This window comes from Xanthomonas theicola (genome assembly GCF_014236795.1).
In the GTDB taxonomy this organism is placed as follows: Bacteria; Pseudomonadota; Gammaproteobacteria; order Xanthomonadales; family Xanthomonadaceae; genus Xanthomonas_A; species Xanthomonas_A theicola.
In genome coordinates this window covers 739,464-752,536 of record NZ_CP049017.1, presented here as the reverse complement: position 1 = coordinate 752,536, position 13,073 = coordinate 739,464, and the positions used below count along the sequence as shown (strand labels likewise).

The following is a 13,073-nucleotide window of genomic DNA, read 5'->3' as shown; positions in this document are numbered from 1 at the left end:
AATGGCCGCAGGAATCGACAACACTCCGGTCGGCAGTACTTGGCTGTTGGTATTTCAGCAGCCTGCTAAGCAAGCGGAGCGCGCAGCTCTAGGAAAAGACATTCATCAACCATGCTGTTTCCTCTTCGTCGAACACTGGAAAACTTTCCACCGCTCCAGGGGAGAAGGAGAAGTCCGCATATTCTTGGAAAGCAGTGTTGGAAACTGCCAGATCCTCGTCCGTCGGCATTCCAGGATCCCGGAGGCCGCTGGCTATGGAAAGCGAGCGTTTTGTACTCCTGCTGCTGGCCAAGGGGAGATGAGGAGCGTCTCGATGTTCGGGAATGGGCGCATCGGCCATCTGCTGTGCTGGGAACCTGTGCACTGGATCATCGGATCGAAACCGTTTGCGGCTGCTTGACCCAGCCGGGGATGCATCCTGCATCGGGCTGGGCGCATCCAATTCGCGCTCCAGGGAATCGGCGAATTCATGCAAGGACTCCTGAATCGGAGCTTGAACCGAAGCAGAGGGCGGTTTCATCAATGCATGGAGAATGCGCTGCCAACGCTGGGATGCCGCGGGGATAGTTCCACTGAGGGCTTCGAGTTCTGTGACGCCAAGACGGCGAAATAGTTGTAACAACTCTTGCTTGCTCATCTCGAACTCGGCCGTCGCTTCATGAAATGCATGCGTTGGATTGGAGTGGCCCTGGAAGAAACTCAGCAATCGAAGTATTGTTCCGAGTTCGGCTCCGTGGTGGGCCGTGCGTTCGGGAACACGCTTATTCATTTTCCTGATCAATGCCACCGCCCGTGGCAAACCGTTCTTGACCGCCTCCAACGCAGGACGTCCACCGAGGCAGGCCAAGGCGACGAGGCGATCGTTGGTAAAAGCTGCCAACGCCGGGTGAGGAGTGGATAACTGGGCAACAACACCTTCCAGCGCCTGCTTGCCGCCGCCGTTGCTGGCGATGCCCACGACCTGCGCCGGGGTCAGGCCATGGGGCGGTGCGCACAGCTCGGGCAGCAGCCGCTGCACCGTCTCCAGCGCCTGCTTGCCGCCGCCGTTGCTGGCGATGCCCACGACCTGCGCCGGGGTCAGGCCATAGGGCGGCGCGCACAGCTCGCGCAGCAGCCGCTGCACCGTCTCCAGCGCCTGCTTGCCGCCGCCGTTGCTGGCGATGCCCACGACCTGCGCCGGGGTCAGGCCATAGGGGGGCTTGCACAACTCGGGCAGCAGCCGCTGCACCGTCTCCAGCGCCTGCTTGCCGCCGCCGATGTTGCTGGCGATGCCCACGACCTGCGCCGGGGTCAGGCCATAGGGCGGCGCGCACAGCTCGCGCAGCAGCCGCTGCACCGTCTCCAGCGCCTGCTTGCCGCCGCCGTTGCTGGCGATGCCCACGACCTGCGCCGGGGTCAGGCCATAGAGGGGATCGCACAGCACGGGCAGCAGCCTGTGCACCGTCTCCAGCGCCTGCTTGCCGCCATCGTGGCTGGCGATGCCCACGACCTGCGCCGGGGTCAGGCCATAGGGCGGCGCGCACAGCTCGCGCAGCAGCCTGCGCACCGTCTCCAGCGCCTGCTTGCCGCCATCGTGGCTGGCGATGCCCACGACCTGCGCCGGGGTCAGGCCATGGGGCGGCGCGCACAACTCGCGCAGCAGCCTGCGCACCGTCTCCAGCGCCTGCTTGCCGCCGCGGTTGCTGGCGATGCCCACGACCTGCGCCGGGGTCAGGCCATAGGGCGGCGCGCACAACTCGCGCAGCAGCCTGCGCACCGTCTCCAGCGCCTGCTTGCCACCATCGTGGCTGGCGATGCCCACGACCTGCGCCGGGATCAGGCCATAGGGCGGCGCGCACAGTTCGCGCAGCAGCTTCTGCACCGTCTCCAACGCCTGCTTGCCGCCGATATTGCTGGCGATGCCCACGACCTGCGCCGGGGTCAGGCCATAGAGGGGATCGCACAGCACGGGCAGCAGCCTGTGCACCGTCTCCAGCGCCTGCTTGCCGCCGTCGTGGCTGGCGATGCCCACGACCTGCGCCGGGGTCAGGCCATGGGGTGGCGCGCACAGCTCGCGCAGCAGCCGCTGCACCGTCTCCAGCGCCTGCTTGCCGCCGCCGTTGCTGGCGATGCCCACGACCTGCGCCGGGGTCAGGCCATGGGGCGGTGCGCACAGCTCGCGCAGCAGCCGCTGCACCGTCTCCAGCGCCTGCTTGCCGCCGCCGTTGCTGGCGATGCCCACGACCTGCGCCGGGGTCAGGCCATGGGGCGGTGCGCACAACTCAGGCAGCAGCCGCTGCACCGTCTCCAGCGCCTGCTTGCCGCCATCGTGGTTGGCGATGCCCACGACCTGCGCCGGGGTCAGGCCATAGAGGGGATCGCACAGCACGGGCAGCAGCCTGTGCACCGTCTCCAGCGCCTGCTTGCCGCCGTCGTGGCTGGCGATGCCCACGACCTGCGCCGGGGTCAGGCCATGGGGTGGCGCGCACAGCTCGCGCAGCAGCCTGCGCACCGTCTCCAGCGCCTGCTTGCCGCCGCCGTTGCTGGCGATGCCCACGACCTGCGCCGGGGTCAGGCCATAGAGGGGATCGCACAGCACGGGCAGCAGCCTGTGCACCGTCTCCAGCGCCTGCCTGCCGCCGTCGTGGCTGGCGATGCCCACGACCTGCGCCGGGGTCAGGCCATGGGGTGGCGCGCACAGCTCGGGCAGCAGCCGCTGCACCGTCTCCAGCGCCTGCTTGCCGCCATCGTGGTTGGCGATGCCCACGACCTGCCCCGGGGTCAGGCCATAGAGGGGATCGCACAGCACGGGCAGCAGCCTGTGCACCGTCTCCAGCGCCTGCTTGCCGCCGCCGTTGCTGGCGATGCCCACGACCTGCGCCGGGGTCAGGCCATGGGGCGGTGCGCACAGCTCGCGCAGCAGCCGCTGCACCGTCTCCAGCGCCTGCTTGCCGCCATCGTGGCTGGCGATGCCCACGACCTGCGCCGGGGTCAGGCCATAGAGGGGATCGCACAGCACGGGCAGCAGCCTGTGCACCGTCTCCAGCGCCTGCTTGCCGCCGCTGTGGCTGGCGATGCCCACGACCTGCGCCGAGGTCAGGCCATGGGGCGGTGCGCACAGCTCGGGCAGCAGCCGCTGCACCGTCTCCAGCGCCTGCTTGCCGCCGTCGTTGCTTGCGATGCCCACGACCTGCGCCGGGGTCAGGTGCAGTGGTTCGCCAGTAAGCGCATTGCGCAATGCTTGGACTGCCTCAAGCGCTGGAGCGCCGCCACGTTTTGCAATCTTGATCAGTTGGCATGTTTCCAACTGTAACGGCGGGCCTCTCAAATTCTCCGCCACCGTAGGCAATGTCTGCAGGGTTCGAGCGCCCGACCACTGTTTACCCACTTCTACGATTTGTTTGTGTGTCGCCTCGGGCAGCACCGTGATAATCGCCTGATACCTGTCAGCCACGGTCCCTAACGATGCCGCATGTTTGCTGAGCTCAATGATCTGCACGTGCGTAAACCCATGGTCGGCCAATGCCGCGTGATGCTGCGCCACTGTCGACCAAGCACCTGGCTTGATCTGCTCCCGTTGCTTCTGGGTGTAGCCTAGGGCGCTCAGATCCACACTCTCTGCAGACGAAGCGAAGGTCTGGGCAGAACTCCGCCGCCGCGCTGCCGCCTGGACGCGAGGCGGGGTTGGCGATGGAGCAGTGACAGCCGCGCCAGAGTGGGACTGCGGTTCATACGCTGTGCGCAGAACCGACTGCACCACGGCGTTCTCTCCAGGTACAGCGTCTGCACTGTGAGCGTCCAAGGAAGGAAATGTATAAAGCGATGGATCAAACCGACGCAGCAGTTCGCTGAAGCCGCCCACCGAAAAAGCAGGCGAGGATTCGGGCGTGGCCGGCCGGCGGGTCGGGGACACCACCGGCCGAGCGGGCAAGCCATCAAGGGGGCTGCTGGCGAAGGGGCTGCTGGCGGCCGTAGACGCGAGCCGACCAACAATGGGCTGAGCCTCATCCGATCCGGCCTGCGGCTCCCGGGCAGGACTTGGCGTGCGAGAACGAATGGGTTCCATCAGCCGTTCCTCTTTCAAAAGTGCTTATGCCCGGAAGACTAAACCCTTTGGTTCCCGACGCCCTTTCCCCAACTTCGCATAGCGGCACAGGTTTTCGGATGGGAGCTCGGGCGGGATCATTCGGCGCTCCCGCATCAGGCTCGAGCCTGCATGGGGTCGCAATACGGAACCCCGATCCTCCTGATCAACGATGAGGAAGCCGCTAAGCGGGCCCATGACTGCGGGCCAGGGCCAATATAGGAATCCCCCGCGCGGAACTTGCTATCGCGTCTGCATTCAATGGGTTGCCAGAGAAGAGAAATGGCGGTTTTTCGCACGAATCCCTGCCGAGCCTCGTTCCGACTCGGACGCGGCGTCGGCGGAGCGCGGCCGAACTGCTCAGCCGGCCCGCCGGTGCGCCTGACCGCGGATGCGGCCTGATAGTGCACCTATACGGTGTAGTATAAATATCGAACCGACTGGTCTAGTATTACCTCCATGGTCAGCAAACCCCCTGCCGTTGCCTCTTCCAAATCCTCTTCCCGCGCCACCGGGCCGGGCCGTCCCAAGGACATGGGCAAGCGTGCGGCGATCCTGGAAGCGGCCAAGCAGATGTTCACCGAACTGGGGTTCGGCGGGGTCAGCATGGACGGCATCGCCGCGCGTGCCTGCGTGTCCAAGCTCACCGTCTACAGCCATTACGGCGACAAGGAGACTCTGTTCGCCGAGGCGGTGCGTGCGCAATGCCAGGCGCTGTTGCCCGACGACCTGTTCGGGCATGCGTCGAAGGGCCCGCTGCCCGTGCAACTGGCGGAGATCGGCCTGGCGTTCTTCGCGATGATCAGCAGCGAAGCGGCGATGGCGACCCACCGCATGATGCTCACCCCCGGCACCGGCGACGAGCACGTGCGCGAGATGTTCTGGAACGCAGGCCCCAAACGCCTGCAGCAGGATATGGCACGGCTGCTGCAGGCGCATGTCGCCACCGGCGAGCTGGAGGTGCCCGAGCTGGACCTGGCCGCTTCCCAGTTCTTCTGCCTGATCAAGGGCGAACTGCACTCGCTGATGATGTGCGGCCTGTGCCGCAACCCCAGCCAGGCGCGGATCCAGGCCCATGTCCAGGCCAGCGTCGAGTTCTTCATGCGCGCCTACGCCTCGCGCCGGGCCCGCGCCGGCGGGGAATCGGCCCGATGACTTCCGGCACTGCGCGCCGCGGCGTTCCCGCGGCGATGCTGCAGCATACGTAACGTCCTCGGGCCGGCTAAAATGCCCTGCCCACCGCATTGGATGTCCCATGATGACGATCGACTATTCCCAAGCCCGCGAAAAGATGGTTGAACAGCAGGTGCGTCCCTGGGACGTGCTCGACCTGCGCGTGCTCGACGTGCTGGCGCGGCTGCCGCGCGAGACCTTCGTGCCGCAAAGCCACCGCGCGGTCGCCTATGCGGACCTGGAGATCCCGCTGGGCCACGGCCAGTCGATGATGAAGCCAGTGATCGAAGGGCGCATGCTGCAGGCGCTGGACCTGCAGCCGGGCGAGGATGCGCTGGAGATCGGCACCGGCAGCGGCTTCATCAGCGCCTGCCTGGGCGAGCTCGGCCGCGACGTGGTCAGCCTGGAGATCGAGCCGGCCCTGGCCGCCGCCGCGCGCGCCAACCTGGACGCTGCCGCGCTGGGCAGCAACGTGCGCATCGAGACCGCCGACGCGTTCGGCTGGGACAGCGAGCGCCGCTTCGACGTGGTCTGCGTCACCGCCGCCGTCACCGAGATCCCGGCGCAGTTCCTGGCCTGGCTGCGTCCGGGTGGCCGCCTGTTCGCGATCCGCGGCCGCGCCCCGGTCATGGACGCGGTACTGGTCCACGCCGATGCCGGTGCGCCGCGCGTGGAATCGCTGTTCGAAACCGACCTGGCGTACTACCTGCGAGGCGCCGCGCCGGTCCCCCAGTTCACGTTCTGATCCATCAAGGAAGCCGCAATGATCCGCCGATCCCTCCTCCTGGCGCTGGCCGCCGCGCTGTTTCCGTCGGCCGCCAACGCCGCGGACCTGCTGCAAGTCTACGAAATGGCCCGCAATAGCGATCCGCAGCTGGCTTCCGCGGAATCGACCCGGCTGTACAACAAGGAGGGCGAAGTGCAGGCGCGCGCAGCGCTGCTGCCGCAGTTGAACGGTACCGCCTCGCTGCAGCGCAGCCACAGCGAGATCCAGCGCGGCAGCGGCGAACTGGCCGGCACCGGCAAGAGCCGCAACTACGCGATCCAGGGCCAGCAGACCCTGGTCAACTTCGCCCAGTTCGCCACCCTGCGCGCGCAGAAGGCCAACAGCCTGGCCGCCGACTACACGCTGCAATCGGCCAACGACGACCTGATCGTGCGCACCTCGGCCGCCTACTTCAACGTGCTGGTCGCGATCGAGTCGCTGGTCGCGGCGGAAACCAACGAAGCCGCCGCCAAGAAGCAGTTCGACTACGCCGACAAGCGCCTGGAAGTGGGCCTGGCGCCGATCACCGACGTGCACGAAGCGCGCGCCGAGTACGACCAGGCGCGTGCCGATACGATCACCGCGCGCAATTCGCTGCAGGACCTGTACCAGGCCCTGACCGAGATCACCGGGCAGCCGGTGCACGACCTGCGCGGCCTGCCGGAAGACTTCCGTCCACAGCTGCCGGCCGGGAACGGCGACATCGACAGCCTGATTGCCTCGGCGCTGGACAAGAACCCGTCGCTGCGCGCCAACCAGTACCAGGTGCAGTCCGCCGAGAACCGCGTCTCCGCCGCGCGCGCCGGCCACCTGCCGACGCTGAACCTGTCGGCCAGCGCCGGCCGCGACGCCAGCTGGGGCGACAGCGTCTCCGGCAGCAATTCGCCGCGCTCGGACAGCAACGTCATCGGGGTGACCCTGAACATCCCGATCTTCGCCGGCGGCGCCACCCAGTCGGCGGTGCGCCAGGCGCTGGCGCAGCGCGACATCGCCCAGGACACCTACGAGCAGCAGAAGCGCGCGCTCGACCGCAATACCCGCAATGCGTACCAGACCGTCGTCGCCGGCATCAGCGAAATCGAGGCGCGGCGCCTGGCGGTGGTGTCGGCGCAGGCCGCCTACGATGCCTCGCAGGTCGGCCTGGAAGTGGGCACGCGCACCGTGCTGGACGTGGTGCAGAACCAGCGCACCCTGTACCAGGCGCAGCTGGCCTATGCGCAGGCGCGCTACAACTTCCTGCAGAACCGCCTGCTGCTAAGCCAGGCGCTGGGCGCGCTGGACGTGGCCGAAGTGCAGTCGATCAACGCGCTGCTGACGCAGAGTACGGAATCCAAGCTCAACTCCGGCAGCAGCACCCGGTAGCGCCGGCGCGCGGCGTCGGCGCGATCCCGCGAACGGCGGGCCTGCGGGCCCGCCGCTTTTGCATGCCGGCGTTGCGGCACTGCCGAAGCAGGCGCTAGTCGCCGCCGGGCGCCGGCTGGTGCGCCACCGGCGGCAGGTCCTGCGCGATCAGCCGCAGCATCCGCTGCAGCGCGCCGCGGCCGTTGGCGACCAGAGCGCAGCCGGCCTTGGCCATGCGCGCGCGCGCCTGCGCATCGCCCAGCAGCTCGCCCAGCGCCGCGCACACGGCCGCGGCGTCCTCGCAGATCGCGACCGCGCCGGCCTCGTGCATGCGCCGCGCGATCTCGGCGAAATTGTGCAGGTGCGGCCCGCTCACCGACGGCGTGCCGACCGCGGCCGGCTCCAGCAGGTTGTGCCCGCCGATCGGCTGCAGGCTGCCGCCGACGAAAGCGACCCGGGCGCAGGCGTAGAACGTCATCAGCTCGCCCAGCGTATCGATCACGAACACACCGTCCTCGGCGCCGGGCCACCGCTGCAGGCGGCGGGTGGCCACGCGCCAGCCCTGGTCGCGCGCCAGCGCCTCGACCTTGGCGAAGCGTTCGGGATGGCGCGGCGCCCACAGCAGCAGCAGGTCCGGCCACTGCCGGCGCAGCTGCCGGTGCATCTCGATCACCGAGGTCTCTTCGCCTTCGTGGGTGCTGGCGGCGATCCACACCGGGCGCGTCGGCGCCACCCGCTGGCCGAACGCGGCGACGAACTCCGGCAACTGCGCGGGCACGGCGATATCGAACTTCAGGTTGCCCAGCGCGCGCACCTGTGCGGGAAGCGCCCCCAGTTCGATGAAGCGTTCGGCGTCGGCCTGCGACTGCGCGGCCACGCAGGTCGCGGTCCGCAGCGCGCGCCCGATCAACGGCCGCAGCAGGCGGTAGCCGCGCAGCGACCGCGCCGACAGGCGTGCGTTGAGCACATACACCGGGATGTTGCGGTCGCGGCAGCCGAACAGCATGTTCGGCCACAGTTCGGTTTCCAGGATCAGCGCCAGGCTCGGGCGGAAATGCTGCAGGAAGCGGCCGACGCTGCCGGGCACGTCGTATGGCAGGTAGACGTGGTCCAGCGCATCGCCCCACAGCGCGCGCACCCGCTCCGACCCGGTCGGGGTGATGGTGGTGATCACCCAGCGGATGTCCGGGCGCTGCGCGCGCAGCGCGTCGACCACCGGCGCGGCGACGTTGACCTCGCCCACCGACACCGCGTGCAGCCACACCCGCGGCCGCCCGCGCGCCTGCGGATACGAGGCGTAGCGCTCGTCCCAGCGCTGGAAGTACTGGCGCACGCGGAACCCGCGCCAGACCAGGTGATAGACGGTGACCGGCAGCAGGAGGTAGAGCACGGCCGAGTACAGGCCGCGCAGCAGCCGCTCGATGAAATCGTTGCGCATCGGAGAAGCATAGCGGGTTGCGCCGCGCGCGGCAGACGATCGCGGCCGCCGCCCGCCGCGTGGTCGCGCCATGCCTGGGCATGCGCGGCAAGGAAGCGGCGTTGCGCCCATGGCGGACGCGTGCCAGCGCCGTCCCGCGCGCATCCCAACGCGCGCGTCGGCCAGCGCGCCGCGATCGCGCTGACCGGCCCGGACCCGCTCCCGGCTAAACTTGGCGCATGTCCGACCCATCCCCCGCTCTCGCCGCCGCCGCACCGCCGCCGCGCTCGCCGCGGCACTGGCCGACCTGGCTGCTGCTCGGCGTCGCCGTGGCGATCGCGCGGCTGCCCTGGCTGCTGCAGCGCGCGCTCGGCCGCGGCGTCGGCTGGCTAGCGCTGCGCCTGGCCGGCACCCGCCGCCATGCCGCCGCAGTGAATCTGCAACTGTGCTTCCCCGAACACAGCGATGCCTGGCGCGCGCGCCTACTGCGCGACAGCTTCGATGCGCTGGGCGTGGGCGTCTTCGAGTTCGCCCGCGCCTGGTGGGGCGGCCTCGGCCCGATCCGCCGCCGCACCCGCATCGAAGGCCTGGAGCATCTGCGCGCGCTACAGGCGCAGGGCCGCGGCGTACTGCTGGTGTCGGGCCACTTCATGACCCTGGAGATGTGCGGCCGCCTGCTGTGCCAGTACGTGCCGCTGGCCGGCATGTACCGCCGCCACCGCAACCCGGTGTTCGAGTGGGCGGTCAAGCGCGGCCGCCTGCGCTACGCCGTCGCCATGTTCGCCAACGAGGACCTGCGCGGCAGCGTGCGCCACCTCAAGCGCGGCGGCTTCCTGTGGTACGCGCCGGACCAGGACATGCGCGGCAAGGACACGGTGTTCGTGCCATTCTTCGGCATGTCCGCGGCCACCATCACCGCGACCCACCAACTGGCGCGGTTGACCGGCTGTGCGGTGGTGCCGTATTTCCACCGCCGCGAAGGCGCCCGCTACGTGCTGCGCATCGCCCCGCCGCTGCAGGACTTCCCGTCCATGGACATGGTCGCCGACACCGCGCGGGTCAACGCCGCGATCGAGGCCATGGTGCGCGAGGCGCCGGCGCAGTACCTGTGGATCCACCGCCGCTTCAAGCGCCAGCCTGGCGGCCGCAGCCAGTTCTACGCACGCGACTGAGCGTGCGCCCTCTGGCCCGCGGGCGGCGCAACGGCCGGCGCGGCGCGCTCCTCGGCCAGCAGCGCACCCGCGTAGAGGCCGACCAGCAGCAGCGTCAGCGAGCCCCAGAACGACGAATAGAACGCCAGGTGGGTGTTGAACGGGAACACCGTCACCAGCAGCGCCAACATCGCCGGCCGCGCCCGCTCGCGCGCCCGCGGCGAGGCGTAGCGCCATGCGCGCCATGCCTGGGCGGCGCCGGCCAGCCACAGCAGCAAGCCGATCACGCCGGTCTCGCTGAGCACCTCGAGCACGATCTGGTGCGCGTGGAAGGCCGGCTCGCGACCCCACTCCCCGGCATGGGTCGGATCCGGATCGCAGCTGGGGTAAGCCTCGCGGAAGCCGCGCACACCGACCCCGTTGAGCGGATGCGCGCGGATCATGCACCAGGCCGCGGTCCAGATCTGCGCGCGCCCGGTCAACGCCGCGTTGAGGTCGGCCGGATGCCCGCTCAGCGCCCGCGACGTGCGCTCGAAGCGGTCGCGCACCTGGGGCGACAGCGTGCCCAGCACGCCGGCGACCAGCACCGCCGCCACCGCCAGCGCCAGCAATTTGCGCGCGCCGAGCAGGCGCCAGCCCGATAGCGCCAGCAGCAACGCGTAGGTGATCCACGAGGCGCGCGAACCGGCCAGCACCAGCACCACGCCCACCGCCGCCGCCGCGAGCAGCCAGCCCCAGACACCGCCGCGGCGCGCGGCCGCGAACAGCAGGAACGGCGACAGGCTGGCCAGGATCTGGCCGAACTTGAGGTTGCACGGCCCGAACGCGCCGCTGAGGCGGTCGGCCAATGCGATCTCCTGCGGCGTGCACAGGCCGTGGTGGCTGATCGCCCACTTCAGCTGGTCCATCGACCAGAACAGCGGGCTGCTGCCGAACAGCGCCTGCGCCAGCGCGTCGGCGGTCCACACCGCGGCGATGAGCGCAAGGCCGTTGAAGGTGGTGCGGCGGCCACGCGGCGTCGCCACCGCCATCGCCACCAGCCACAGGAACGGCAGGAAGCGCAGATCCACCGCCGACTCGCGCAGCGCCAGCGGCGCGTCCACCGCACCCAGCGCCGACAGCGGCTGCGGCAGCCAATAGGTCAGGAACAGCAGCGTGGTCAGCGCCCACGCCGGGCCGCTCAGCAGGCTGGCGCCGCCCCGGAAGCGGCTGTGCAGCAGGCGCGCCAGGGTCGCCAGCGCGCCCAGCGCCAGCACCCCCGCCGCCAGGCCCGGCGCCGGCCACAGCGCCACGAACGCCAGCACCCAGATCGGCGCCCAGCGTTCGCTGCGCGCCGGCGTCAACGGCGCAGGCAGGGAGGGATCAGGACAGGAGTTCGTCATACACCGCCAAGGTCGCGTGCTGCATCGCCTGCAGCGTATAGGGAATCTGCGCCGGCGCGGCCGGCGGCTGCGCCAGCAGCCGTACCGCCGCGGCATGCAGGGCCGGCGCATCGAACGCGGGCACCGCGCCGGCCGGCTGCAGCTGCGCCAGCAGTTCGCCGACCCCGCCGTGCGCCCAGCCCAGCACCGGCCGCCCCACCGCCAGCGCCTCGACCACGGTGCGGCCGAACGCTTCCGGCTTGCGCGACAATTGCAGCACCAGGTCGCTGGCGGCATAGGCCTCGGCGATGCGCGCGGTGGGCGCGGTGAACGCGACCGCCTCGGCGATGCCCAGCGCGGCGGCCTCGGCCTCCAGTTCCTGCACGTAGGCGGCGCGCCCGGCCTCGCGCGCGCCGGGCAACCACAACCGCGCGTCGCTGCCGTCGGCGCGCAGCGCGGCGAGCAGGCGCAGCGCGTCGGCGTGGCCCTTGAGCCGGGTGCCGCGCCCGGGCAACAGCAGCAGCGGGCCGCGGCCGGCCGCGGCCGGCGCCTGGGTGACGGCCCAGGCGCGCGCGGCGGGATCGGGCCGCGCACGCCGCGGGAACTGCGCCGGGTCGATGCCGCGCGGGATCACCCGCACGCGCGCCGGATCGGTCTTCGGATAGTGGCGCAGCACGTAGTCGCGCACCGTGGCGGACACGCAGATCACGCGTTCGCCGCGGGCCATGATCGCGCTGTAGCGGCCCGGCGAATTGAGTCCGTGCACGGTGCTGACCAAGCGCGGCCGCTGCGCCGCCGGCAGGCCAAACAGCGCGTGCCAGCCCAGCCAGGCCGGCAGCCGCGAGCGCGCATGCACGATGTCCACCCGTTCGCGCACGAACAGGCGGCGCAGCGCCGGCACGTGGCGCAGGGTCAACAGCGACTTGCGGCCGATGTCCAGGGCGATGTGCTCGGCGCCGGTCGCGGCCAGCGCCGGCAGCAGGCGGCCGCCGGTCGACACCACCAGCGCACGGTGCCCGGCCGCGACCAGCGCCTGGGCGATTTCCAGCGTGGAGCGTTCGACCCCGCCGGACTCCAGCGCCGGCAGCAGCTGCGCCACGGTCAGGCGATGCATCGCACCGGCAATCAGTCGACCAGCACGAAGACCGCGCCGCAGTAAGGGCACTTGGCCTGGTGGTCGGTTTCTTCCTGCACCGGCAGGTAGACCCGCGGGTGCGAGTTCCACAGCGCCATCTCTGGGGTTGGGCAGCTCAGCGGCAGGTCGGCGTGGTGCACGTCGTAGCGCTTCTCGGCATTGGCGGGCGCGGTGGCGGTCAGGCTCATGGCGATGGGGACACGGCGGAAGAGACAGCGAATTCTAGCAGTCCGACCCGGGCCGCGGCGGGCGCCGTGCCGCACCGACGCGCCGCTTTTCCTGGCCTGTTCGCATTTGTCGGCTTGATGCCGAGCACAGGGCCTACTATGCTGGGGGTGCGCGGCCCGACATGCCGCTCTGAGGTGTCCCGTGGATATAGGTGTGCGATTGATGCAGGCCCGGCGCAATGCCGGTTTCACGCTGCGCGAACTGGCGGCCTTGCTGGGCGTGGCGCATAGCACCCTGGGTCACTGGGAGAACAATCGTTCCGTTCCCAATGCCCGGCATTTGCTGAAGATCGCCGAACTCACCGGCGTCGACGCCTATGTGCTGCTGACCGGCAAGCCGTCCAAGCTCAACAACCCGACCGACCCCGGTGCGTTGCCGCTGCCTTCCGGCAAGCGGATGGCCTGACCAGCACGGCCAGTGCGCAACGGCAGGTGCGTA

The 13,073-nt window shown here is 69.9% G+C and carries 10 protein-coding genes; 5 read left to right on the top strand and 5 right to left on the bottom strand.

The genetic code is table 11. The features are described from left to right. Positions 1-88: 88 nt before the first annotated feature. Complete coding sequence (gene avrBs3 / locus G4Q83_RS03305; RefSeq protein WP_185817336.1) at positions 89-4,045, bottom strand: type III secretion system effector avirulence protein AvrBs3; 3,957 nt, start codon at positions 4,043-4,045, stop codon at positions 89-91. A 477-nt stretch (positions 4,046-4,522) separates the two neighbouring features. On the opposite strand from avrBs3, the gene G4Q83_RS03300 reads away from it, so the two are divergent. The 3 genes from G4Q83_RS03300 (at position 4,523) to G4Q83_RS03290 (ending at position 7,364) form a co-directional block, all read left to right on the top strand. Continuing rightward, complete coding sequence (locus G4Q83_RS03300; RefSeq protein ID WP_170069204.1) at positions 4,523-5,218, top strand: TetR/AcrR family transcriptional regulator; 696 nt, start codon at positions 4,523-4,525, stop codon at positions 5,216-5,218. Positions 5,219-5,321: 103 nt separating this feature from the next. Then, entirely contained in the window at positions 5,322-5,981 is a 660-nt protein-coding gene (locus G4Q83_RS03295) for a protein-L-isoaspartate O-methyltransferase family protein (protein ID WP_128421666.1), read from the top strand. 18 nt (positions 5,982-5,999) lie between these two features. Then, on the top strand, positions 6,000-7,364 hold the full coding sequence (locus G4Q83_RS03290) for a TolC family outer membrane protein (protein ID WP_128421658.1): 1,365 nt from the start codon (positions 6,000-6,002) through the stop codon (positions 7,362-7,364). 94 nt (positions 7,365-7,458) lie between these two features. Here G4Q83_RS03290 and waaA read toward each other — a convergent pair whose 3' ends face one another. After that, positions 7,459-8,781, bottom strand: coding sequence for a lipid IV(A) 3-deoxy-D-manno-octulosonic acid transferase (gene waaA, locus G4Q83_RS03285; RefSeq protein WP_128421659.1), 1,323 nt, complete (start codon positions 8,779-8,781; stop codon positions 7,459-7,461). 218 nt (positions 8,782-8,999) lie between these two features. Here waaA and G4Q83_RS03280 point away from each other — a divergent pair, with 218 nt between their 5' ends. After that, positions 9,000-9,932 carry an LpxL/LpxP family Kdo(2)-lipid IV(A) lauroyl/palmitoleoyl acyltransferase gene (locus tag G4Q83_RS03280; protein ID WP_128421660.1) on the top strand — a complete coding sequence of 311 codons (933 nt, stop codon included), beginning with the start codon at positions 9,000-9,002 and terminating at the stop codon, positions 9,930-9,932. Here the strand turns inward: G4Q83_RS03280 and G4Q83_RS03275 are convergent. Genes G4Q83_RS03275 through G4Q83_RS03265 form a run of 3 tightly spaced genes read right to left on the bottom strand, consistent with a single transcriptional unit; the run spans position 9,917 to position 12,595 of the window. Continuing rightward, the gene (locus tag G4Q83_RS03275) at positions 9,917-11,293 is read right to left on the bottom strand and encodes an O-antigen ligase family protein (RefSeq protein ID WP_128421661.1); all 1,377 of its coding nucleotides are present in this window, start codon (positions 11,291-11,293) and stop codon (positions 9,917-9,919) included. The two genes, G4Q83_RS03280 and G4Q83_RS03275, sit on opposite strands and share 16 nt — an antisense overlap. Beyond that, positions 11,274-12,386, bottom strand: coding sequence for a glycosyltransferase (locus G4Q83_RS03270; protein WP_128421662.1), 1,113 nt, complete (start codon positions 12,384-12,386; stop codon positions 11,274-11,276). The genes G4Q83_RS03275 and G4Q83_RS03270 overlap by 20 nt, the downstream gene beginning before the upstream one ends. Positions 12,387-12,397: 11 nt before the next feature. Then, a complete protein-coding gene (locus G4Q83_RS03265) occupies positions 12,398-12,595 on the bottom strand; it encodes a zinc-finger domain-containing protein (RefSeq protein WP_128421663.1) in 198 nt (65 codons plus the stop codon). A 202-nt stretch (positions 12,596-12,797) separates the two neighbouring features. Between G4Q83_RS03265 and G4Q83_RS03260 the strand changes: the two genes are divergently transcribed. Further along, entirely contained in the window at positions 12,798-13,040 is a 243-nt protein-coding gene (locus G4Q83_RS03260) for a helix-turn-helix domain-containing protein (protein ID WP_128421664.1), read from the top strand. Positions 13,041-13,073 lie beyond the last annotated feature (33 nt).